The sequence below is a fragment of the Pseudomonas glycinae genome (genome assembly GCF_001594225.2).
Classification (GTDB): Bacteria; Pseudomonadota; Gammaproteobacteria; order Pseudomonadales; family Pseudomonadaceae; genus Aquipseudomonas; species Aquipseudomonas glycinae.
This window is the reverse complement of record NZ_CP014205.2, coordinates 874,808-896,112: the sequence shown is the minus strand read 5'-3', so window position 1 is coordinate 896,112 and position 21,305 is coordinate 874,808. Positions and strand designations below refer to the sequence as shown.

The following is a 21,305-nucleotide window of genomic DNA, read 5'->3' as shown; positions in this document are numbered from 1 at the left end:
ATCGTCAGGCAGCTTGCTGGAACTGCTGCCGGTACTGGTTCGGCGACAGTTCGGTGTGCTGGCGGAACAGGCGTGCGAAGAAGCTCGCATCGTCGTAGCCGACTTCGTAGCTGATGGTCTTGATGCTCTTGCGACTGCCGGAGAGCAAGCCCTTGGCGGTCTCGATGCGCAGCCGTTGCAGGTAGTGCAGCGGTTTGTCGCCGGTGGCGGTCTGGAAGCGGCGCATGAAGTTGCGGATGCTCATGCCGTGCTCGCGGGCCACGTCTTCGAAGCGGAACTTGTCGGCGAAATGCTCTTCGAGCCAGTGCTGGATCTGCAGGATGATCACGTCCTGATGCAGCTTCTGGCCGCCGAAACCGATGCGTCCCGGTGCGTAGCTGCGTTGGACTTCATAGAGAATGTCGCGGGCCACAGCCTGAGCCACGTTGGCGCCGCAGAAGCGCTCGATCAGGTAGATGTAGAGATCGCAGGCCGAGGTTGTACCGCCGGCGCAATACAGGTTGTCGGCGTCGGTCAGGTGCTTGTCCTGATTGAGATAGACCTGCGGGAAACGCTCGGCGAAGGCGTTGAAGAAGCGCCAGTAGGTGGTCGCTTCCTTGCCGTTGAGCAACCCGGCCTCGGCCAGCCAGAACACGCCGGTGGCCTCGCCGCACAGCACGGCGCCCCGGGCATGCTGTTCGCGTAGCCACGGCAGGATCTGTGGATAACGCCGACACAGCGTATCGAAATCGTCCCAGAAGGCTGGAAGGATGATGACGTCGGCGTTTTCCAGGCCGCCGTCCACCGGCATGATCACGTCACTGAAGCTGTTCACCGGTTTGCCGTCAGGGCTGACCAGGCGGGTTTCGAACGCCGGAGTCAGGCCGTGGCCCAGTTGTTTGCCGTAACGCAGGCTGGCCAGATGGAAGAAATCCTTGGCTTGCATGAGGGTGGAAGCGAAAACCCGGTCGATCGCCAGGATGCTGACGCGCCGCAAGGGCGTGGAGACTTGCTTGGACATAATTCAACTTTTGTTTTTATAAGGGAAAGTGGTCACCAGACGGCTGGATCGTCTTATTTTTTGTCGGATGTGTCCAGTGTCCTGTATCGGAAGCGAGGCTTAGTCTCTGAAGGTCTGATCCCTCCAACAATAAAGAAAAGGTGACGCATGATTCCCAGAACCCTGTTCAGCTCCGAGCACGAATTGTTCCGCGACAGCGTACGAACATTCCTCGAAAAAGAGGCCGTGCCGTTCCATGGGCAATGGGAAAAACAAGGCTACATCGACCGCAAACTGTGGAACAAGGCGGGGGAGGCGGGGATGCTCTGTTCGCACCTGCCGGAGGAATACGGCGGGCTGGGGGCGGACTTTCTCTATAGTGCGGTGGTCATCGAGGAAGTGGGGCGGCTGGGCCTGACCGGCATCGGTTTCTCGCTGCATTCGGACATCGTCGCGCCGTACATCCTGCATTACGGCAGCGAGGCGCTGAAGCAGAAATACCTGCCGAAACTGGTGTCTGGCGAGATGGTTACGGCCATCGCAATGACTGAGCCGGGCGCCGGTTCCGACCTGCAAGGGGTCAAGACCACGGCGGTACTGGATGGCGACGAATATGTGATCAACGGTTCGAAAACCTTTATCACCAATGGCTTCCTGGCGGATCTGGTGATCGTCGTGGCCAAGACCGATCCCAAGGCCGGTGCCAAGGGCACCAGCCTGTTTCTGGTGGAGGCGAACACGCCGGGCTTCGACAAGGGCAAACGCCTGGAGAAGGTCGGAATGAAGGCTCAGGACACGTCGGAATTGTTCTTCCAGGACGTGCGCGTGCCAAAGGAAAATCTCTTGGGTCAGGCCGGGGCGGGGTTTGCTTATCTGATGCAGGAACTGCCGCAGGAACGTCTGACCGTGGCGATTGGCGGCCTGGCTTCAGCCGAGGCGGCGTTGCAATGGACGCTGGATTACACCCGCGAGCGCAAGGCGTTCGGCAAGTCGATTGCCGACTTCCAGAATACCCGCTTCAAACTGGCGGAAATGGCCACCGAGATACAGATCGGCCGGGTGTTCGTCGACCGCTGCCTGGAGCTGCATCTGCAAGGCAAACTCGACGTGCCGACGGCGGCGATGGCCAAGTATTGGGGCACCGACCTGCAATGCAAGGTGCTCGACGAGTGCGTGCAACTGCATGGCGGCTACGGTTTCATGTGGGAATACCCGGTGGCCCGGGCCTGGGCGGATGCGCGGGTGCAGCGGATCTATGCCGGCACCAATGAAATCATGAAGGAGATTATTGCGCGGTCGCTGTAATGCAGCGTGATCGTTCCCACGCTCTGCGTGGGAATGCCGCCATGGACGCTCTGCGTCCGCTTTGGGGGGGCAGTCCACAGAGCGTGGGAGCGATCACCGGCGTGGATTACGGTGCCGGGTTCGGATGATCCTTGTGAATCGCTTCGATCCCTTCCAGCACTTCCTTCGACAGTTTCAGCTCGTAACTGGCGATATTGCTGTCCAGTTGCTCCAGTGTCGTCGCCCCGATGATGTTGCTGGTGACAAAAGGTTGCTGGTTCACAAAGGCCAGGGCCATTTGCGCCGGATCCAGGCCATGTTCACGGGCCAGTGTCACATAACGGCTGCAGGCCGCTTCCGATTGCGGGTTGAAATAGCGGCTGAAGCGGCTGTAGAGGCTCAGGCGGCCTTTTGGCGGGCGCGCCCCACCTTCGTACTTGCCCGACAGGAAACCGAACGCCAGCGGCGAATAGGCGAGCAGGCCGCATTGTTCACGGATGGCGATTTCCGCCAGACCGATCTCGAAACTGCGGTTGAGCAGGTTGTACGGGTTCTGGATTGATACGGCGCGCGGCCAGCCACGGGCTTCGGCCAGGGCGAGAAAACGCATGGTGCCCCACGGCGTTTCGTTGGAAAGACCGATGTGGCGGATCTTGCCGGCCTTCACTTGCTCATCGAGCGCCTCAAGGGTGTCTTCGAGCGGCGTCAGGTTGGCTTCGGTCTGGTGCTTGTAGCCCAGTTGTCCGAAAAAGTTGGTGCTGCGCTCCGGCCAGTGCAATTGATACAGATCGATGTAGTCGGTTTGCAGGCGCTGGAGGCTGGCGTCCACGGCTTCGGTGATGTGCTGGCGGTTATGGCGCAGATTCTTGTCACGGATGTAGTCGATGGTGTTGCCGGGGCCGGCGATCTTGCTGGCGAGGATCCAGTCGGCGCGGTCGCCGCGGCTCTTGAAGTAATTACCGATGTAGCGCTCGGTGGTGGCGTAGGTGTCGGCTTTTGGCGGCACCGGGTACATTTCGGCAGTGTCGAGGAAATTGATCCCGGCCTCTTTTGCCCGTTCGATCTGGGCGAAGGCTTCAGCTTCAGTGTTTTGCTCGCCCCAGGTCATGGTGCCGAGGCAGATTGCACTCACGTTCAGGTCGGTACAGCCTAGCTGGCGATAGTCCATCGGGTGCTCCTTGGGCAAAAGAAGCATAAAAGCAGGTTGAAATTTTTTTCGCAATCTGCATAATTGCCGACCTCTTTCTGCAGTGGAAGTGATGCCCCGCCGCCGAAGAATCTTGCCGTTGAACGGACGCGCCGACCCGAGCCCCCGAAAGCGTCTGTATCCGGCTGCCTTTGACTTGTCAAAGTACGCACTATTCAGTAAGATCCGCCGTCTTATTTACAGGCGGCCCCTGAGGCTATAAAGAATGAAAACTTTTACTGCTAAACCGGAAACAGTAAAGCGCGACTGGTTTGTCGTCGACGCTGCTGGTCAGACCCTGGGTCGTCTGGCCACCGAAATCGCGAGCCGTCTGCGTGGCAAGCACAAGCCTGAGTACACTCCTCACGTTGACACCGGCGACTACATCGTCGTAATCAACGCCGAGCAGATCCGTGTTACCGGCGCTAAAACCACTGACAAAATGTACTACTCCCACTCCGGTTTCCCGGGCGGTATCAAGTCGATCAACTTTGAAAAGCTGATCGCCAAGGCCCCTGAGCGCGTGATCGAGACCGCGGTTAAAGGCATGCTGCCTAAAAACCCACTGGGTCGCGACATGTACCGTAAGCTGAAAGTCTATGCGGGCGCTGCACACCCTCATACTGCTCAGCAGCCCCAAGAACTGAAGATTTAACGGAATAGTTCATTATGTCGGCGACTCAAAATTACGGCACTGGCCGTCGCAAGACCGCAACCGCACGCGTTTTCCTGCGTCCGGGTACTGGTAACATCTCCATCAACAACCGCTCCCTGGACACGTTCTTCGGTCGCGAAACTGCCCGCATGGTAGTTCGTCAGCCGCTGGAACTGACTGAGACTGTCGAGAAGTTCGACATCTACGTCACCGTCATCGGTGGTGGTGTAAGTGGTCAGGCTGGCGCAATCCGCCACGGCATCACTCGCGCTCTGATGGACTACGACGAAACCCTGCGTAGCGCTCTGCGCAAAGCTGGCTTCGTTACTCGCGACGCCCGTGAAGTTGAACGTAAGAAAGTTGGTCTGCGTAAAGCGCGTAAGCGTCCGCAGTACTCGAAGCGTTAATTTCGCTTCCGCGTTCAAAAAGAACGCCCGATTCCTCACGGAACCGGGCGTTTTTTTATGCGTGCGATTTCTTGAATAATTGCGCTGTGACAACTTGCCACATTCGTAGACCCCCTATACTACAAGGCTTGAGGGCCAGCCCTCCGGGTAATTACCTTGTCAGAATTGGGGGTTTTCATTACCATTCGGCAAAATTTTTATAAGTACATAGTTTCAATTTAGTAGACGCCTGATTTAACAGGCCACAAAGCTGATGGGAGAGGACTGAATGAGCAATGACGGCGTGAATGCAGGCCGGCGTCGCTTCTTGGTAGCAGCCACATCCGTGGTGGGTGCTGCAGGAGCGGTGGGGGCTGCGGTCCCGTTCGTGGGGTCATGGTTTCCCAGTGCCAAGGCGAAGGCTGCCGGAGCACCGGTGAAAGTGAATGTCAGCAAAATCGAGCCAGGGCAGCAGATGATTGCTGAATGGCGCGGCCAGCCGGTGTTCATTGTCCGCCGTACCGAGGAAATCCTGGGGAATCTCAAGAAGATCGAGGGCCAGCTCTCCGATCCGACCTCCAAAAACTCCACGCAACCCACTTATGTCGACCCTGAAGTGCGTTCGATCAAGCCGGAAATCCTGCTGCTGATCGGGATCTGCACTCACCTGGGTTGCTCACCGACCTTCCGTCCTGAAGTGGCACCCGCGGATCTGGGCAAAGACTGGGTAGGCGGTTACTTCTGCCCTTGCCACGGTTCCCACTACGATCTGGCTGGCCGCGTCTACAAGTCGCAACCTGCGCCTTTGAACCTGCCAGTACCCCCGCATTCCTATGAGACCGATGACCTGATTGTCATTGGCGTCGATACGGAGAAAGCGTGATGAGCAAGTTCATGGATTGGGTTGATGCACGCTTCCCCGCCACCAAGATGTGGGAAGACCATCTCAGCAAGTATTACGCGCCAAAAAACTTCAACTTCTTTTACTTCTTCGGTTCGCTGGCGCTGCTCGTTCTGGTCAACCAGATCGTTACCGGTGTCTGGCTCACCATGAGCTACACCCCGTCGGCGGAAGAGGCGTTCGCCTCCGTCGAATACATCATGCGCGACGTCGAGTACGGTTCGATCCTGCGCCTGCTGCACTCCACCGGCGCTTCGGCGTTCTTCATCGTGGTCTATCTGCACATGTTCCGTGGCCTGCTCTACGGTTCGTACCAGAAACCGCGTGAGCTGGTGTGGGTCTTCGGCATGCTGATCTACCTGGCGCTGATGGCTGAAGCCTTCATGGGATACCTGCTGCCATGGGGCCAGATGTCCTACTGGGGCGCCCAGGTGATCATCTCGCTGTTCGGCGCGATCCCGGTCATCGGCAACGACCTGACCCAGTGGATCCGCGGTGACTACCTGATTTCCGGGATCACCCTGAACCGCTTCTTCGCCCTGCACGTGGTTGCGTTGCCGATCGTGATTCTCGGTCTGGTGGTGCTGCACATCCTGGCGCTGCACGAAGTCGGTTCGAACAACCCGGACGGCGTGGACATCAAGAAGCACAAAGACGAAAACGGTATCCCGCTGGACGGCATTGCGTTCCACCCGTACTACACCGTGAAAGATATCGTCGGCGTCGTGGTGTTCCTGTTCATCTTCTGCTTCATTGTGTTCTTCTTCCCGGAAATGGGCGGTTACTTCCTCGAAAAACCTAACTTCGAGCAGGCCAACCCGTTCAAGACTCCAGAGCACATTGCACCGGTCTGGTACTTCACTCCGTTCTACGCAATCCTGCGTGCGGTCCCTGACAAACTCATGGGCGTTATCGCCATGGGGGCGGCCATTGCGGTGCTGTTCGTCCTGCCGTGGCTTGATCGCAGCCCGGTCAAATCGATGCGCTATAAAGGCTGGCTGAGCAAGATCTGGCTGGTGGTGTTCTGCATTTCGTTCGTGATCCTCGGCATTCTGGGCGTTCTGGCCCCGACGCCAGGCCGTACGCTGCTGTCGCAGGTCTGCACCTTCCTGTACTTCGCCTACTTCATTCTGATGCCGTTCTATACCAGGCTCGAGAAGACCAAACCGGTTCCGGAAAGGGTGACTGGCTGATGAAAAAGTTATTTTTTGCTCTAATTTTTGCTGCTCTGCCAGTGCTGTCTTTCGCCGCTGAACACGGTGGTCCGGAACTGGAAAAGGTCGACATCGACGTTTCCGACAAGGCTGCCCTGCAGGATGGTGCGCGTACTTTCGCCAACTATTGCATGGGGTGTCACAGTGCCAAGTTCCAGCGTTACGAGCGTGTTGCCGATGACCTCGGCGTTCCGCACGAAATGATGCTGGAGAAGCTGGTGTTCACTGGTGCCAAGATCGGCGATCACATGAACATCGGCATGCAACCGGCCGACGCCAAGACCTGGTTTGGTGCGGCGCCGCCGGACCTGACGCTGGTGGCTCGTGTTCGCGGCACCGACTGGCTCTACGGTTACCTCAGATCGTTCTACGAGGATCCTGCGCGCCCATGGGGTGTGAACAACAAGGTCTTCCCGAACGTCGGCATGCCTAACGTGCTGGTCGGCCTGCAAGGTCGTCAGGTCGTGGGTTGCAAGCAGGTACAGATCGTCGAGGACGGCAAGAAGCAATATGACCCGCTGACCGGTACGCCTCTGACTCATGAAGCGTGCGATCAGCTGACCATCGTGCCGAAAACCGGAACCCTCAACGAAGAGCAATTCGATGAGAAGGTCAAGAATCTGGTAACCTTCCTGGCTTACTCGGCTAACCCGGTTAAGCTGCAACATCAGCGCATCGGTACTTACGTCTTGCTGTACCTGGCGTTCTTCTTTGTGTTCGCCTACCTGCTCAAGCGTGAATACTGGAAAGACGTGCACTGATAACGCTTCAAGCAATTGCTGTTAATCGCGCGCGCCCAAGGGCGCCTCTGAAAACGCAACGTCTGGTTCGCCAGCGGTTGCGGGAGGCGCCCTCTGGGCGCGCGCGTTTTTCCGGCTCCGACTATTTCAACAAGCGAGGAGGATCGCCATGGGCGTGACCAATCGGTTGGCCTGTTACTCCGACCCCGCCGACCACTATTCCCACCGAGTGCGCATCGTGCTTGCAGAGAAGGGTGTCAGCGCCGAAATCATTTTTGTGGAGGCTGGTCGTCAGCCGCCTAAACTGATTGAGGTGAACCCTTACGGCAGTCTGCCGACGCTGGTCGATCGTGACCTGGCGTTGTGGGAGTCGACCGTGGTGATGGAGTACCTGGATGAGCGTTACCCGCATCCGCCATTGATGCCTGTGTACCCGGTGGCGCGTGCCAACAGCCGTCTGCTGATTCATCGCATTCAGCGTGACTGGTGTGGTCTGGTGGATCTGATTCTGGATTCGCGCACCAAGGAAGCGGCGCGTGCGGTGGCGCGCAAGGAATTGCGTGAAAGCCTGACAGGCGTGTCGCCGCTGTTTGCCGATAAGCCGTTTTTCCTCAGTGAGGAACAAAGTCTGGTGGATTGCTGCCTATTGCCAATACTCTGGCGTTTGCCGATTCTGGGTATAGAACTGCCGCGGCCCGCCAAGCCGCTGCTTGATTATATGGAGCGCCAGTTTGCGCGTGAGGCATTCCAGGCGAGTCTGTCTGGTGTCGAACGCGACATGCGCTAAGGCTTAAGGAGCCGCTATGAACTCCAGTCGACCTTATCTGGTCCGCGCGCTCTACGAGTGGATTGTGGATAACGATTGCACCCCGCACATGCTGGTCAATTCCGAGTACCCGGCAGTGCAGGTGCCACAGGGATTTGCCAGTGACGGGCAGATCGTCCTGAACATTTCGCCAAGTGCCGTGCGGCACTTGCACATGGACAACGACGTGGTGACCTTCGAAGGGCGCTTCGGTGGCGTCCCGCACAGTCTGTACGTGCCGATTGCTGCAATCCTGGGCATCTACGCCCGGGAAAACGGTCAGGGAATGGTGTTCGATCTCGAGTCGCCGATGGATGACGAGGACGAGCTCGAGCAGGACGACGACGTTCCGCCACCGGACAGTGAGCCACCGCGCCCAAGCGGTCGGCCAAGCCTGAAAGTGGTGAAGTAATAAAAAAGGCGATCCGGTTGGATCGCCTTTTTTGTGCCTGCATTTTGCGGTCAGTCGATGTACTCGAACAGTTTCACAATTTTCTGCACACCGGAAACGCCTTGAACCAGGTTGGTCGCCTGGGCCGCTTCCTGTTTGGTCAGCAGGCCCAGCAGGTAAACGATGCCGTTCTCGGTCACGACCTTGATGCGCGAGCCGGGAATGCTGGCATCGGTGAGCATCTGGGTCTTGATCTTGGTGGTCAGCCAGGCATCGTTCTGGCGGGCCAGCAGGGAGGAGGGCTGCAACACTTGCAGTTCGTTGTGAACCTTCTTCACGCGTTGAACATTGGAGGCGGCCTGTTCGGCCTTCTCCTTGAGGTCTGCGCGCGGGGTCTGGCCGGCCAGCAGCACCACGCCATTGAAGCTGGTGACGACGATGTGCGAGTCGTTGTCCAGGGCCGGATCGGCCTTGGCCACGTTAACGCCAACTTTGGTTTCGATCAGCGAGTCATCGATCTTGCTGCCGAAAGTGCGGGTGCCGCGGTCGTCTTCGATCGGCGCTTCACGGCTGGCATTCACCACGGAGGTGCAGCCGCTGATGCCGAGGCACAGGGTCAAGGCCAGAAGGCCAAGGCGATGAGGGGTCATTCTTCACTCCCGAACAGTTGGCTGTCGATCAGATCGCAAAGGCAATGGATCGTCAGCAAGTGGACTTCCTGAATACGTGCGGTGACGTTGGCCGGTACGCGAATCTCGACATCTTCGGGCAGCAGCAGTGAAGCCATGCCTCCGCCATCGCGTCCGGTCAATGCTACGACAATCATTTCGCGATCATGTGCGGCCTGGATCGCCTGAATAATGTTCGCCGAGTTGCCGCTGGTCGAAATGGCCAGCAACACGTCACCCGGCTGACCGAGTGCGCGAATCTGCTTGGAGAACACTTCGTTATAGCTGTAGTCGTTGGCGATCGAGGTGATCGTCGAGCTATCGGTGGTCAGCGCTATCGCAGGCAGGCTCGGGCGCTCGCGCTCGAAACGGTTGAGCAGTTCCGAGGAGAAGTGCTGGGCATCGCCGGCCGAGCCGCCGTTACCGCACGAGAGCATTTTGCCCTCGTTGAGCAGGGCGTTGACCATCACCTGGCTGGCTTGCTCGATGTGCGGTGCAAGTACGTCCATCGCCTGTTGCTTGGTGTCGATGCTGGCCTGGAAAAGCTGGCGAATTCGGGATTGCATGTCCATCTGTGTGACCTTAATTAGCGCGGCTGTCCGGCACATGAATGTGCAGCCCGCAAAGCAAAGAGCAAAAGTGTTGAGTGAAAGTGTCCGGGGTGGAGCAGGCGTCAGCTGTCGAACGCATTCTGCAACCAGTTCAACTGACCCTGGTGGCTGTCGATAGCCACCACGTCGAAGCGACAGGGGGAATTGGCCCAACGTGATTCACGCTGAAGAAAATACTGTGCGGCGAAAATCAGTTTCTGCCGTTTGCGCCCATCGATGCTGTCGAGTGCGCCACCCCATTGAGTGTTCTTTCGGTAGCGGACTTCGACGAATACTACTGTATCGCCATCAAGCATGACCAGATCAAGCTCACCGCGTTTGCATAACCAGTTCTGCGCCAGCAGGCGCAGACCCTGGTGTTGCAGATGCTCGAGCGCCTGGCGCTCGGCATTCTTGCCGCTTTGCAGGTGTGACCTGTCGGGCATCAGCGAGGAGTGTCCGGCAGGCGCTGGATCTGACCGCTGACGAACTGCGCCCATGGCAATTGACGCACCACGCGCTGGGACTGGGTCATGCCCAGGCTGCCCGACTGACCTTCGATGCGGCTGTCCGGCAGTGCCTTGAGCTGGTCCAGGCGTGGTGCCAGGCGGTAGGCATCGACACCCATTGCGTACAGGCGACCCAGGCTGCCGCCGGCTTGGGGCCATTGCGCGGTGACCTGCTGACGCAGCGGATCACTGGTTTCCAGCAGCCACGGGGTTTCGCAGAAGCGCACGCCGTTCATGTCGTTGTACTGATTGACGTCACCACTGGCGCTGAATACATGGGAGGTCGCGTAAACCGGCACGTCACCGGCGTACTGGAAGTTCAGGGTCGGCTTGATCTGCTGCGCCTGTTGCGGTGTCGCGGCGAGGAAGATGAATTCGATGTCCTGGCGACGCGAAGGCTGAGCGGCAACGTTGGTGCCGACGGCGTTCTGCAGACTCTTGGCACGGGCTTCGCTCTGACGCAGTTGGAACATGTCGGCGATTTGCTGGGCCAATTGTACTGGCTGGTCAACGCGTTCGGTGGCGACGATGCTGCCGCCATTCGCTTGCCAGTCCTGGCTGAAGGCGCGCAGGACGCGGTCGCCCCATTCGCCTTTCGGCACCATGATGGCGGCGCGGTGCAGGCCGTCGGCGCGGGCGCGGCGGGAGACTTCGCGGGCTTCGTCTTCAGCCGCCAGACCGAACTGGAACAACTGCGCCGGGCCTTGATCGCCTTCACTGTAGTTCAGAGCGAGGGTGGTGATCGGCAGTTGCGGGCGAGTGCTCAACTGTTTGACCAGCGGCTTCTCCAGCGGGCCGACGACCAGTTGCACGCCATCGGCCTGGGCCTTGCGATAGAACTCGTCGAGATTGGTCAGTTTCGAGCTGTCGTAGAACTCGATGGCCGGTGGTTTCTGGCCGGCTTGCTGAGCCTGATAGTGTGCGGCCATGAAGCCGTCACGCAGGGCCTTGCCGACCGAGGCCAGCTGGCCGTCCTGTGGCAACAGCAGGGCGATCTTGCTCAGGGGCTGGCTGGCCAGTTCCTTGAGTTTGGTCAGGGGCAGCGGCAGGTTGATCGCGGCTGGGTGCTTTGGATGCTGGTTGCGCCAGTTGTCGATGGCGGCTTGCTGCTGTTCCAGGGTGCCGGCGGTTTTCACCGCCAGGGCCAGGCTCATCCAGCCGCCGAGGTCATCGGTGGTGTTCGCTTGCAGTTGATCGGCCGGCAGCGACGCAATCAGGGTCCAGATCGCTTCGTGGTTCTTGCTGGCAGCTTCACCTTCCAGCATCGGCGCGATGAAGATGCGCTCGCGGGCTGCGGCCAGGGTCTGGCCGTCGGCTTCAAGGGCGCGGGCGTGAACCGTGCCGGCGCGAACTTGCAGCGGTACGGACAGTTCGCTCAGGCGTTGCAGGCTTGGATGGCTCAAGGCAGTCAGCGCGGCTTTCGGCTGATTGCGGGTCATGGCCAGTTCAGCAGACAGCGTGCTGGCGAATGCCTGCTGGCCCGGCTGGAGTTGTTCCATCGGCACTTGCTGCAGGATTTGCGCGGACTGTCCGGCATTGCCCTGGCGGTACGCCATGTCTGCCGCACTCAGGCGCAACAGCGCAGCCTTGTCCGGCGATTTGGCCTGGGCAGCCTGTTCGAGCAATTGCTCGATGGTGGCATCCGGGGTCCGTGGAAGTTCGCCAAGGCTGGAGGAAGGGGAGCTGGCGCAAGCCGCCAGCAAGGCAGCGAGGCAGAGGGCAGTGAACAGCCGCAGGCAAGCGATCATGTAAGTGTTCCTGATACTCGATCAAATTAGCGTCGAATTGTACCCAAGCACTGGCCGGGGCGCGATGTTACTGGCGTGAAACCGTCAATTTAGCTGATACAAAGAGTGCGCAGCCTCACAATGGTGCGACAAACCGTGTCCGACCCGAGCGCATCGTTCGACGTACTACGCGCTACAATGGCGGCTTTTACCGATCATGAGGTGTGCGCTTTGACTGCTCCAGGTCCTTTGAATTCCGCTGCGGGCTCGCTTTATGTGGTGGCGACGCCCATCGGCAACCTGGATGACATCAGCGCGCGGGCGTTGAAGATCCTGCGCGAGGTGGCGCTGATCGCCGCCGAAGATACGCGCCACTCGCAGCGCCTGATGCAGCACTTCGGCATCTCCACACCGCTGGCGGCCTGTCATGAACACAACGAGCGAGATGAAGGCAGTCGCTTCATAACTCGTCTGCTGGCGGGTGATAACGTTGCACTGATTTCCGATGCCGGTACGCCGCTGATTTCCGATCCGGGTTATCACTTGGTGCGTCAGGCGCGTGCCGCCGGGATCAATGTGGTGCCGGTGCCAGGTGCCTGCGCGTTGATCGCGGCGCTGTCGGCTGCTGGTCTGCCGTCTGATCGTTTCATCTTTGAAGGTTTTCTGCCGGCGAAGGCGGTGGGGCGCAAGGCGCGCCTTGAAGCCATCAAGGAAGAGCCGCGCACGCTGATTTTCTACGAGGCACCGCATCGCATTCTTGAATGCCTGCAGGATATGGAGGCGGTGTTCGGCGCTGATCGTCCTGCATTGCTCGCTCGTGAAATCACCAAGACCTTTGAAACACTCAAGGGATTGCCGCTGAGCGAGTTACGGGCATTCGTCGAGGCGGACAGCAACCAGCAACGCGGCGAATGTGTTGTGGTGGTGGCGGGCTGGACCGCGCCGGAGTCCGAAGACGCCGTCAGCAGTGAGGCGATGCGTATCCTCAATCTGTTGCTGGAAGAGATGCCGCTCAAGCGCGCGGCGGCCTTGGCAGCGCAAATCACCGGTGAGCGCAAAAACGTGCTGTATCAGGTGGCGCTGGATCAGCAAAAAGACGCGTAACCCGTCGCGCAGACCGGTTTGCGGGCTATTAGCGCTTGTTCTTCGGCCGCTCTGCCGTTAACCTGCGCGGCGGAGAGTCGATCGGACAGTCGCTGCCCTCTATGAAAATTAGGGGGGGGAGGAAAGTCCGGGCTCCATAGGGCGAAGTGCCAGGTAATGCCTGGGAGGCGTGAGCCTACGGAAAGTGCCACAGAAAATAACCGCCTAAGCGCTTCGGCGCCGGTAAGGGTGAAAAGGTGCGGTAAGAGCGCACCGCACGTCTGGCAACAGTTCGTGGCTAGGTAAACCCCACTTGGAGCAAGACCAAATAGGGTCCCAAGGCGTGGCCCGCGCTGGGACCGGGTAGGTTGCTAAAGATGTCCAGTGATGGCCATCGTAGACGAATGACTGTTCAAGACAGAACCCGGCTTACAGATCGACTCTCCACCTTTTTCTTTTCCCTGCTTGAATTAAAGGCGACAGGGCTGTTTATTATCAGCAGGCCTGCGCTGGAAACCGGCAGCGGCAAACGCAGTAATAGCCATTTCCCACCTCGCTTCAATCAACAGCAGAAGCGCTTTTGTAATACCGAAAAAATCTTACTCTTAACAAATCACTTTAACTTTCGAGCGCAGCTTTCAGTGCTGCTTCAAGTTATTGGATAAAAGCATCCGCCAGATTCTCGTTGCTCCTCCTTTTATGCTCCTAAATCTCCGTTCTGTAAGGGTTTTCCTTTAATCCGCGCCTTGACGGTGTGGTGGGCGCATTCCTATAGTGTGCGCAAGTGGCGGAAAGTGGCATGAAGTGGGTTTTTTGAGCTCAAAACGATAAAAATTGGAGAAACGCAGACGTGTTTCGCGGAGCTAACGCTATCAGTCTCGACGCAAAGGGCCGTCTCGCCATGCCGAGCCGGTACCGTGACGAGCTCGATTCGCGCAGTTCCGGCCAGTTGATCGTGACCATTGATGCCGTTGATCCGTGTTTGTGTGTCTACCCGCTCGATGAGTGGGAAATTATTGAAACCAAGTTGCGCGCGCTCCCTTCGCTTCGCGAAGAGAACCGTCGTCTGCAACGCTTATTGATTGGTAATGCCGTTGACCTCGAGCTCGACGGCAGTGGGCGTTTCCTGGTGCCGCCACGTCTGCGCGAATACGCGAAGCTCGACAAGCGCGCGATGCTGGTGGGCCAACTGAACAAGTTCCAGCTGTGGGACGAAGATGCCTGGAACGCGGTTTCTGCCGCTGACCTGGCTGCCATACAACAACCGGGCGCCATGCCTGACGAACTGCGTGATCTGATCCTGTGACTATTGATAGCGGCTTTAACCACATCACCGTACTGCTTGACGAAGCCGTCGAGGCTCTCGCCGTACGCCCTGATGGCTGCTATCTGGACGGCACGTTCGGACGCGGCGGGCATAGCCGGTTGATCCTGAGCAAGCTCGGGCCGGACGGTCGGCTCATCGGATTCGACAAGGATCCTCAAGCGATTGCCACCGGGCAAACGCTAGCGGCCGAAGACGGCCGCTTTGTCGTTGTGCAGCGCAGCTTTGCCGAGCTCGGTTCGGTGGTTGCCGAACAGGGGCTGACAGGCAAGGTCAGCGGCATTCTGCTGGATCTGGGCGTGTCTTCGCCGCAGCTCGATGACGCCGAGCGCGGCTTCAGTTTCCTCAACGACGGCCCGCTGGACATGCGCATGGATCCGTCCCGTGGCATCAGCGCAGCCGAGTTCGTCAACACCGCGCCGGTGGAAGAAATTGCCCGTGTCTTCAAAGAGTACGGCGAAGAACGTTTCTCCGGTCGCATGGCCCGTGCCGTTGTCGAGCGCCGTGATGTCACGCCGTTCGAGCGCACCGCCGATCTGGCCGAAGTCCTGAAAGTCGCCAACCCGGCGTGGGAAAAGGGCAAGAACCCGGCAACCCGCGCTTTCCAGGGGCTGCGCATTCATGTCAACAACGAGTTGGGCGACCTGGAAGCAGGGCTTGAAGCCGCGCTCGAATGCCTGGAAGTGGGCGGCCGTCTGGTCGTGATCAGCTTCCACTCGCTGGAAGACCGTATTGTCAAACTGTTCATGCGCAAGCTGGTGAAAGGCGAAGCCGACAACCTGCCGCGCAATCTGCCGGTTCGCCACGTTGCGTTCGAACCGAAAATCAAAGTCCATGGCAAAGCGCAGACGGCCTCCGACGCCGAACTCAAAGCCAACCCACGTTCTCGTAGCGCCGTCATGCGTGTCGCGGAGAAGTTGCGGTGAGCAAGCTTTTCGCCAAGCCATTGCCCGGCGGCAGCTTTTTCATGCTGCTCCTGTTCATTGGCGTGCTCGTGTCGGCCATCGGCGTGTCTTACAGCGCCCACTGGAATCGGCAGTTGCTCAACACCCTGTACAACGAACTGAGCGTGCGCGACAAGGCGCAGGCCGAATGGGGGCGCCTGATCCTGGAGCAAAGTACCTGGACCGCCCACAGCCGGATTGAAGTGCTGGCCACCGAACAACTGAAGATGCACATCCCCGGCGCGGCTGACGTGAAGATGGTGGCGCCATGATGAAACTCGAAGGGGCACTCTTCCCGTGGCGCTTCCGTCTGGTGGTCGGTCTGCTGGGTATGATGGTGGCCGCGATCTGCTGGCGCATCATCGACCTGCAAGTGGTGGACCGCGACTTCCTTAAAGGCCAGGGCGATGCGCGCAGCGTCCGTCATATTCCTATTCCGGCGCACCGTGGCCTGATCACCGACCGTAATGGCGAGCCGCTGGCCGTCAGTACGCCGGTGACCACCCTGTGGGCCAACGCCAAGGAAATGCAGACCGCCAAAGAGAAGTGGCCGGCACTGGCCGCCGCGCTGGGGCAGGATCCGAAAGCCCTGGCCGAACGTCTCGAAGCCCAGGCCAACAAGGAATTCATTTATCTGGTGCGCGGGCTGACCCCCGAGCAGGGCCAGGCCGTACTCGACCTGAAAGTGCCGGGCGTCTATGGCATCGAAGAGTTCCGCCGGTTCTACCCGGCCGGTGAAGTGACAGCGCACATGGTCGGGTTCACCGATATCGATGACCACGGTCGTGAAGGTGTCGAACTGGCCTACGACGAATGGCTGGCCGGCGTGCCCGGCAAGCGGCAAGTCATCAAGGATCGGCGCGGTCGGCTGATCAAGGATGTCCAGGTCACCAAAAACGCCAAGGCCGGCAAGCCCTTGGCGTTGTCGATTGACCTGCGTCTGCAATACCTGGCCAACCGCGAACTGCGCAACGCGATCATCGAGAACGGCGCGAAAGCCGGCAGTCTGGTGATCATGGACGTGAAAACCGGCGAGATCCTCGCCATGGTCAACCAGCCGACCTATAACCCGAACAACCGTCGCAACCTGCAACCGGCGATGATGCGTAACCGCGCGATGATCGACGTGTTCGAACCCGGTTCGACCATGAAAGCGATCTCGATGAGCGCCGCGATCGAAACCGGCCGCTGGAAGCCGAGCGACACCGTCGAGGTGTATCCGGGCTCCCTGCAGATCGGCAAGTACACCATCAAGGACGTATCGAAGACCGAAGGTCCGGTACTCGACCTGACCGGCATTCTGATCAATTCCAGTAACGTCGGCATGAGTAAGGTCGCGTTCGATATCGGCGGCGAAACCATTTTCCGCCTCGCACAGAAAGTCGGCCTCGGCCAGGACACCGGCCTCGGCTTCCCGGGCGAACGTGTCGGCAACCTGCCGAACTACCGTGAGTGGCGCAAGGCCGAGACCGCAACGCTGTCATACGGCTACGGTATTTCCGTGACCGCGATCCAGTTGGTGCACGCATTCTCGGCGCTGGCCAACAACGGTCGCCTCGCACCGCTGACCCTGATCAAAACCGACAAGGCGCCGCAGACCACCCAGGTGCTGCCGGAGGCCGTCGCGAAAACCATGCAAGGCATGCTGCAACAAGTGATCGAAGCCCCGCGCGGCGTGTTCCGTGCGCAGGTGCCGGCGTATCACGTGGGCGGCAAGTCCGGTACTGCGCGTAAAACGTCGGTCGGCACCAAGGGCTACGCCGAAAACTCTTACCGCTCGCTGTTCGCCGGTTTCGGCCCGATGAGCGATCCACGTTATGCAATCGTCGTGGTGATCGATGAACCGACCAAGGCCGGTTACTTCGGTGGTCTGGTCTCGGCGCCGGTGTTCAGCCGTGTGATGTCGGGCACCCTGCGCCTGATGAACGTCACCCCGGACAACCTGCCGACCACACAACAGGCCAACGCCACCCCGGCCGTTCCGCTGAAAGCCAATGGAGGGCGCGGCTGATGTCTCTGAGTCTGAACAAGATTTTCCCCCACGCCGGCCACGATCTGTTGATCCGTGAACTGGCGCTCGACAGTCGCAATGTACGCGCGGGTGACCTGTTCCTCGCGGTGCCGGGCGGCAAGTTCGACGGTCGTGCGCACATTGCCGACGCCTTGCAGCGCGGTGCTGCCGCCGTGGCCTATGAAGTGGAAGGCGCCACCGTGCTGCCGATCACCGAAGTGCCGCTGATTCCGGTCAAAGGCCTGGCAGCGCAGCTGTCGGACATCGCCGGGCGTTTTTACGGTGAGCCAAGTCATCACCTGAACCTGATCGGCGTGACCGGCACCAACGGCAAGACCAGCGTGACCCAACTGGTGGCGCAGGCGCTGGACCTGCTCGGCCAGCATTGCGGCATCGTCGGCACCCTCGGCTCCGGTTTTCATGGCGCGCTGCAAAGCGGCCTGCATACCACGCCGAATCCGATTGCCATGCAAGCGACTCTGGGCGACCTGAAAAAGGCCGGCGCCAAAGCCGTGGCCATGGAAGTTTCGTCTCACGGTCTGGATCAGGGCCGGGTTACTGCGCTGGCGTTCGACGTGGCAGTGATGACCAACCTGTCCCGCGATCACCTGGATTATCACGGCACCATGGAGGCCTACGCCGAGGCGAAGGCCAAGCTCTTCGCCTGGAATGACTTGAAGTGCCGCGTGGTCAACCTCGACGACGATTTCGGCCGGCAACTGGCCGCTGAAAAGCGCGAGTCGCGACTGATTACTTACAGCCTGCTCGACAGCAGCGCCTATCTCTATGTACGTGAAGCGCAGTTCGATGACCATGGCGTGCGAGCCACGCTGGTCACGCCGCAGGGCGAGCACCATCTGCGCAGCACGCTGCTCGGTCGTTTCAATCTGAGCAACGTGCTGGCCGCCGTCGGTGCGCTGCTCGGTCTCGACTACGCGCTTGACGAAATCCTTAAGGTATTGCCGAAACTCGAAGGCCCGGCCGGACGCATGCAGCGTCTCGGCGGCGGCACTCAGCCGCTGGTTGTGGTCGATTACGCGCATACCCCGGACGCCCTGGAAAAAGTACTGACCGCGTTGCGTCCGCACGTCAAAGGTCAACTGCTGTGCCTGTTCGGCTGCGGCGGTGATCGCGATCGCGGCAAGCGTCCGCTGATGGCCGAAGTGGTCGAGCGTCTGGCCGACCGCGTGCTGGTGACCGATGACAATCCGCGCACCGAAGACCCGGCGGTAATTTTCGATGACATCCGCGCCGGCTTCACGGCTGTGGATAACGTGACGTTCGTGGCCGGTCGCGGCCAGGCCATCGCACAACTGATTGCCGGTGCTTCGGCGGATGACGTGATCGTTCTGGCCGGCAAAGGTCACGAGGACTATCAGGAAATCAACGGCGAGCGCCATGCGTTTTCCGATCTGGTCGAGGCTGATCACGCCCTGACCGCGTGGGAGGTGGCCCATGCTTAAGGCCCTGAAACTCAGCGAACTGACCAACGCGCTTGACGCCCGTCTGATCAGCGCCGACGCCAGTTTTGACGGCGTGAGCATCGACAGCCGCGCGATCAAGGCTGGCCAACTGTTTATCGCCCTGACCGGCCCGCGTTTCGACGGTCATGACTATCTGAATGAAGTCGCCGCCAAAGGCGCCGTTGCGGCATTGGTCGAGCGCGAAGTCGCCGACAGCACGCTGCCGCAATTGCTGGTCAAGGACACTCGCCAGGCCCTCGGCCAGCTGGGTGCCTTGAACCGTGCCGCGTTCACCAAACCGGTCGCGGCCGTTACCGGCTCCAGCGGCAAGACCACGGTCAAGGAAATGCTTGCGAGCATCCTGCGCACGCGCGGCTCGGTGCACGCGACCCGTGGCAACCTGAACAACGACCTCGGCGTACCGCTGACCCTGCTCGAACTCGCCCCGGAACACAGCGCGGCAGTGATCGAACTGGGTGCTTCGCGTCTGGGTGAAATCGCCTACACCGTCGGGCTGACCAAGCCGCACGTAGCGATCCTCAACAACGCCGGAACCGCCCACGTCGGTGAGTTCGGCGGGCCGGAGAAAATCGTCGAAGCCAAGGGCGAAATCATCGAAGGACTGGCTGCCGATGGCGTCGCGGTGCTGAACCTCGATGACAAGGCGTTTGGTATCTGGAAGACCCGCGCTGCCGGTCGCAAAGTGCTGACTTTCGCATTGAGCAATACTCAGGCGGACTTCCATGCCAGCGACCTGGCCACCGATGCCCGCGGCTGCCCGGCGTTCAACCTGCACAGTCCTGAAGGTGTGGAACGGGTTCAACTGAACCTGCTCGGCACCCACAACGTCGCCAACGCCCTGGCCGCCGCCGCTGCCGCCCACGCTCTGGGCGTGTCGCTGTTCGGCATCGCCACCGGGCTTGGCGCGGTACAACCGGTCAAGGGTCGCACCGTCGCGCAACTGGCGAAAAACGGTATGCGCGTGATCGATGACACTTACAACGCGAACCCCACCTCGATGTGCGCGGCCGTTGATATACTCGCCGGCTTTTCCGGCCGCACCGTTCTGGTGCTCGGGGATATCGGCGAGTTGGGCGACTGGGCGGAGCAGGGGCACCGCGACGTGGGCGAATACGCCCGGGGCAAGGTTTCCGCGCTATACGCCGTCGGGCCGAACATGGTCCACGCCGTGAACGCATTCGGCAAAGAGGCGCATCACTTCGGCACACAGGCCGAACTGATCCAGGCCCTCGCCGCCGAGCAGGACACAAACACCACCATTTTGATCAAGGGTTCGCGCAGCGCAGCGATGGAAAACATCGTTGCGGCCCTGTGCGGGTCCAGTCTGGAGAAACATTAATGCTGCTGCTGCTAGCGGAGTATCTGCAACAGTTCTACAAAGGCTTCGCGGTCTTCCAGTACCTGACCCTGCGCGGGATCCTCGGTGTGCTGACCGCGCTGGTCTTGTCGCTGTGCTACGGCCCGTGGATGATCCGCACCCTGCAGAACCGTCAGATCGGCCAATCGGTTCGTAACGACGGCCCGCAATCGCACCTGTCCAAATCCGGTACGCCGACCATGGGTGGCGCGCTGATTCTGTCGTCCATCGGCGTCAGCACCCTGCTGTGGGCTGACCTGAGCAACCGCTACGTGTGGGTCGTGCTGCTGGTGACCCTGCTGTTCGGCGCCATCGGCTGGGTCGACGACTACCGCAAGGTCATCGAGAAGAACTCCCGTGGTCTGCCGAGCCGCTGGAAATATTTCTGGCAGTCGGTGTTCGGCCTCGGTGCGGCGATCTTCCTTTATATGACTGCTGCCACTCCGGTGGAAACCACCCTGATCCTGCCAATGCTCAAGGACTACAGCATTCCGCTGGGCGCAGGCTTCATCGTGCTGACTTACTTTGTGATCGTCGGTTCGAGCAACGCGGTCAACCTCACCGACGGCCTCGACGGTCTGGCGATCATGCCGACAGTGATGGTCGGCGGTGGCCTGGGCATCTTCTGCTACCTGTCGGGTAACGTGAAATTCGCTGAATACCTGTTGATCCCTTATGTACCGGGCGCAGGCGAGCTGATCGTGTTCTGCGGCGCGCTGATCGGTGCCGGCCTGGGCTTCCTGTGGTTCAACACCTACCCGGCGCAAGTCTTCATGGGTGACGTCGGCGCACTGGCGCTGGGCGCTGCCCTGGGCACCATCGCGGTGATCGTCCGTCAGGAAATCGTCCTGTTCATCATGGGCGGCGTGTTCGTGATGGAAACCCTGTCAGTCGTCATTCAGGTTGCGTCCTTTAAGCTGACCGGTCGCCGTGTGTTCCGCATGGCGCCGATTCACCACCACTTTGAACTCAAGGGCTGGCCCGAGCCGCGCGTGATCGTCCGTTTCTGGATCATCACCGTGATTCTCGTGCTGATCGGCCTTGCCACCCTGAAGCTGAGGTAGAAC

General features: G+C 59.8%; 22 protein-coding genes and 1 other RNA gene. 17 read left to right on the top strand and 6 right to left on the bottom strand.

Features of this window, described 5'->3' with window-relative positions; genetic code table 11:
• Positions 1–4: 4 nt before the first annotated feature.
• Complete coding sequence (locus AWU82_RS04070) at positions 5–901, bottom strand: GlxA family transcriptional regulator (protein ID WP_170928984.1); 897 nt, start codon at positions 899–901, stop codon at positions 5–7.
• A gap of 246 nt (positions 902–1,147) precedes the next feature.
• Between AWU82_RS04070 and AWU82_RS04065 the strand changes: the two genes are divergently transcribed.
• Positions 1,148–2,284 (top strand): acyl-CoA dehydrogenase family protein, encoded by a 1,137-nt coding sequence (locus AWU82_RS04065; protein ID WP_007956797.1) that lies wholly within the window; start codon positions 1,148–1,150, stop codon positions 2,282–2,284.
• Positions 2,285–2,390: 106 nt separating this feature from the next.
• Here AWU82_RS04065 and AWU82_RS04060 read toward each other — a convergent pair whose 3' ends face one another.
• Positions 2,391–3,431 (bottom strand): NADP(H)-dependent aldo-keto reductase, encoded by a 1,041-nt coding sequence (locus AWU82_RS04060; RefSeq protein ID WP_064383971.1) that lies wholly within the window; start codon positions 3,429–3,431, stop codon positions 2,391–2,393.
• Between the two features lie 244 nt (positions 3,432–3,675).
• On the opposite strand from AWU82_RS04060, the gene rplM reads away from it, so the two are divergent.
• The 7 genes from rplM (at position 3,676) to AWU82_RS04025 (ending at position 8,562) form a co-directional block, all read left to right on the top strand.
• Positions 3,676–4,104, top strand: coding sequence for a 50S ribosomal protein L13 (gene rplM, locus AWU82_RS04055; protein ID WP_003228062.1), 429 nt, complete (start codon positions 3,676–3,678; stop codon positions 4,102–4,104).
• 14 nt (positions 4,105–4,118) lie between these two features.
• A complete protein-coding gene (rpsI, locus tag AWU82_RS04050; protein ID WP_007956794.1) occupies positions 4,119–4,511 on the top strand; it encodes a 30S ribosomal protein S9 in 393 nt (130 codons plus the stop codon).
• Between the two features lie 268 nt (positions 4,512–4,779).
• A complete protein-coding gene (gene petA, locus AWU82_RS04045) occupies positions 4,780–5,373 on the top strand; it encodes a ubiquinol-cytochrome c reductase iron-sulfur subunit (protein WP_007917031.1) in 594 nt (197 codons plus the stop codon).
• Positions 5,373–6,584, top strand: coding sequence for a cytochrome b (locus tag AWU82_RS04040; RefSeq protein WP_064383970.1), 1,212 nt, complete (start codon positions 5,373–5,375; stop codon positions 6,582–6,584). The genes petA and AWU82_RS04040 overlap by 1 nt, the downstream gene beginning before the upstream one ends.
• Positions 6,584–7,366, top strand: a complete 783-nt coding sequence (locus tag AWU82_RS04035; RefSeq protein ID WP_064383969.1) for a cytochrome c1 — start codon at positions 6,584–6,586, stop codon at positions 7,364–7,366. The genes AWU82_RS04040 and AWU82_RS04035 overlap by 1 nt, the downstream gene beginning before the upstream one ends.
• 148 nt (positions 7,367–7,514) lie before the next feature.
• Positions 7,515–8,132, top strand: a complete 618-nt coding sequence (locus AWU82_RS04030) for a glutathione S-transferase N-terminal domain-containing protein (protein WP_011335872.1) — start codon at positions 7,515–7,517, stop codon at positions 8,130–8,132.
• Positions 8,133–8,148: 16 nt separating this feature from the next.
• A complete protein-coding gene (locus AWU82_RS04025) occupies positions 8,149–8,562 on the top strand; it encodes a ClpXP protease specificity-enhancing factor (protein WP_064383968.1) in 414 nt (137 codons plus the stop codon).
• A 50-nt stretch (positions 8,563–8,612) separates the two neighbouring features.
• On the opposite strand, the gene AWU82_RS04020 is transcribed toward AWU82_RS04025, so the two are convergent.
• The 4 genes from AWU82_RS04020 to AWU82_RS04005 form a co-directional block, all read right to left on the bottom strand.
• On the bottom strand, positions 8,613–9,191 hold the full coding sequence (locus AWU82_RS04020) for a BON domain-containing protein (RefSeq protein WP_064383967.1): 579 nt from the start codon (positions 9,189–9,191) through the stop codon (positions 8,613–8,615).
• The gene (locus AWU82_RS04015; protein WP_064383966.1) at positions 9,188–9,781 is read right to left on the bottom strand and encodes a phosphoheptose isomerase; all 594 of its coding nucleotides are present in this window, start codon (positions 9,779–9,781) and stop codon (positions 9,188–9,190) included. Before AWU82_RS04015 ends, AWU82_RS04020 begins: the two co-directional genes overlap by 4 nt.
• 101 nt (positions 9,782–9,882) lie before the next feature.
• Complete coding sequence (locus AWU82_RS04010; RefSeq protein ID WP_064383965.1) at positions 9,883–10,245, bottom strand: YraN family protein; 363 nt, start codon at positions 10,243–10,245, stop codon at positions 9,883–9,885.
• Complete coding sequence (locus tag AWU82_RS04005) at positions 10,245–12,056, bottom strand: penicillin-binding protein activator (protein WP_064383964.1); 1,812 nt, start codon at positions 12,054–12,056, stop codon at positions 10,245–10,247. Before AWU82_RS04005 ends, AWU82_RS04010 begins: the two co-directional genes overlap by 1 nt.
• Positions 12,057–12,233: 177 nt before the next feature.
• Between AWU82_RS04005 and rsmI the strand changes: the two genes are divergently transcribed.
• From rsmI to mraY, 9 genes are all read left to right on the top strand, one after another.
• On the top strand, positions 12,234–13,139 hold the full coding sequence (gene rsmI / locus AWU82_RS04000; protein ID WP_074690999.1) for a 16S rRNA (cytidine(1402)-2'-O)-methyltransferase: 906 nt from the start codon (positions 12,234–12,236) through the stop codon (positions 13,137–13,139).
• A 73-nt stretch (positions 13,140–13,212) separates the two neighbouring features.
• An RNA gene (gene rnpB, locus AWU82_RS03995) (RNase P RNA component class A) lies at positions 13,213–13,566 on the top strand.
• A 402-nt stretch (positions 13,567–13,968) separates the two neighbouring features.
• Positions 13,969–14,424 (top strand): division/cell wall cluster transcriptional repressor MraZ, encoded by a 456-nt coding sequence (gene mraZ / locus AWU82_RS03990; protein ID WP_007917012.1) that lies wholly within the window; start codon positions 13,969–13,971, stop codon positions 14,422–14,424.
• Positions 14,421–15,368 (top strand): 16S rRNA (cytosine(1402)-N(4))-methyltransferase RsmH, encoded by a 948-nt coding sequence (gene rsmH / locus AWU82_RS03985; RefSeq protein WP_064383963.1) that lies wholly within the window; start codon positions 14,421–14,423, stop codon positions 15,366–15,368. The genes mraZ and rsmH overlap by 4 nt, the downstream gene beginning before the upstream one ends.
• Positions 15,365–15,658 carry a cell division protein FtsL gene (gene ftsL / locus AWU82_RS03980; protein ID WP_007956777.1) on the top strand — a complete coding sequence of 98 codons (294 nt, stop codon included), beginning with the start codon at positions 15,365–15,367 and terminating at the stop codon, positions 15,656–15,658. Before rsmH ends, ftsL begins: the two co-directional genes overlap by 4 nt.
• Positions 15,658–17,397, top strand: a complete 1,740-nt coding sequence (locus AWU82_RS03975; protein ID WP_170928985.1) for a peptidoglycan D,D-transpeptidase FtsI family protein — start codon at positions 15,658–15,660, stop codon at positions 17,395–17,397. Before ftsL ends, AWU82_RS03975 begins: the two co-directional genes overlap by 1 nt.
• Positions 17,397–18,860 carry a UDP-N-acetylmuramoyl-L-alanyl-D-glutamate--2,6-diaminopimelate ligase gene (locus AWU82_RS03970; protein WP_064383961.1) on the top strand — a complete coding sequence of 488 codons (1,464 nt, stop codon included), beginning with the start codon at positions 17,397–17,399 and terminating at the stop codon, positions 18,858–18,860. Before AWU82_RS03975 ends, AWU82_RS03970 begins: the two co-directional genes overlap by 1 nt.
• Entirely contained in the window at positions 18,853–20,220 is a 1,368-nt protein-coding gene (locus tag AWU82_RS03965) for a UDP-N-acetylmuramoyl-tripeptide--D-alanyl-D-alanine ligase (protein ID WP_064383960.1), read from the top strand. Before AWU82_RS03970 ends, AWU82_RS03965 begins: the two co-directional genes overlap by 8 nt.
• Complete coding sequence (mraY, locus tag AWU82_RS03960) at positions 20,220–21,302, top strand: phospho-N-acetylmuramoyl-pentapeptide-transferase (protein ID WP_015096766.1); 1,083 nt, start codon at positions 20,220–20,222, stop codon at positions 21,300–21,302. Before AWU82_RS03965 ends, mraY begins: the two co-directional genes overlap by 1 nt.
• Positions 21,303–21,305 lie beyond the last annotated feature (3 nt).

What these genes read in the sequence shown, in the direction of transcription:
- AWU82_RS04065 (WP_007956797.1), top strand. Translation starts at nt 1,148, where the DNA reads ATGATTCCCAGAACCCTGTTCAGCTCCGAGCACGAATTGTTCCGCGAC.
- AWU82_RS04060 (WP_064383971.1), bottom strand. Translation starts at nt 3,431, where the DNA reads ATGGACTATCGCCAGCTAGGCTGTACCGACCTGAACGTGAGTGCAATC.
- rplM (WP_003228062.1), top strand. Translation starts at nt 3,676, where the DNA reads ATGAAAACTTTTACTGCTAAACCGGAAACAGTAAAGCGCGACTGGTTT.
- rpsI (WP_007956794.1), top strand. Translation starts at nt 4,119, where the DNA reads ATGTCGGCGACTCAAAATTACGGCACTGGCCGTCGCAAGACCGCAACC.
- petA (WP_007917031.1), top strand. Translation starts at nt 4,780, where the DNA reads ATGAGCAATGACGGCGTGAATGCAGGCCGGCGTCGCTTCTTGGTAGCA.
- AWU82_RS04040 (WP_064383970.1), top strand. Translation starts at nt 5,373, where the DNA reads ATGAGCAAGTTCATGGATTGGGTTGATGCACGCTTCCCCGCCACCAAG.
- AWU82_RS04035 (WP_064383969.1), top strand. Translation starts at nt 6,584, where the DNA reads ATGAAAAAGTTATTTTTTGCTCTAATTTTTGCTGCTCTGCCAGTGCTG.
- AWU82_RS04030 (WP_011335872.1), top strand. Translation starts at nt 7,515, where the DNA reads ATGGGCGTGACCAATCGGTTGGCCTGTTACTCCGACCCCGCCGACCAC.
- AWU82_RS04025 (WP_064383968.1), top strand. Translation starts at nt 8,149, where the DNA reads ATGAACTCCAGTCGACCTTATCTGGTCCGCGCGCTCTACGAGTGGATT.
- AWU82_RS04020 (WP_064383967.1), bottom strand. Translation starts at nt 9,191, where the DNA reads ATGACCCCTCATCGCCTTGGCCTTCTGGCCTTGACCCTGTGCCTCGGC.
- AWU82_RS04015 (WP_064383966.1), bottom strand. Translation starts at nt 9,781, where the DNA reads ATGGACATGCAATCCCGAATTCGCCAGCTTTTCCAGGCCAGCATCGAC.
- AWU82_RS04010 (WP_064383965.1), bottom strand. Translation starts at nt 10,245, where the DNA reads ATGCCCGACAGGTCACACCTGCAAAGCGGCAAGAATGCCGAGCGCCAG.
- AWU82_RS04005 (WP_064383964.1), bottom strand. Translation starts at nt 12,056, where the DNA reads ATGATCGCTTGCCTGCGGCTGTTCACTGCCCTCTGCCTCGCTGCCTTG.
- rsmI (WP_074690999.1), top strand. Translation starts at nt 12,234, where the DNA reads ATGGCGGCTTTTACCGATCATGAGGTGTGCGCTTTGACTGCTCCAGGT.
- AWU82_RS03975 (WP_170928985.1), top strand. Translation starts at nt 15,658, where the DNA reads ATGAAACTCGAAGGGGCACTCTTCCCGTGGCGCTTCCGTCTGGTGGTC.
- AWU82_RS03970 (WP_064383961.1), top strand. Translation starts at nt 17,397, where the DNA reads ATGTCTCTGAGTCTGAACAAGATTTTCCCCCACGCCGGCCACGATCTG.
- AWU82_RS03965 (WP_064383960.1), top strand. Translation starts at nt 18,853, where the DNA reads ATGCTTAAGGCCCTGAAACTCAGCGAACTGACCAACGCGCTTGACGCC.
- mraY (WP_015096766.1), top strand. Translation starts at nt 20,220, where the DNA reads ATGCTGCTGCTGCTAGCGGAGTATCTGCAACAGTTCTACAAAGGCTTC.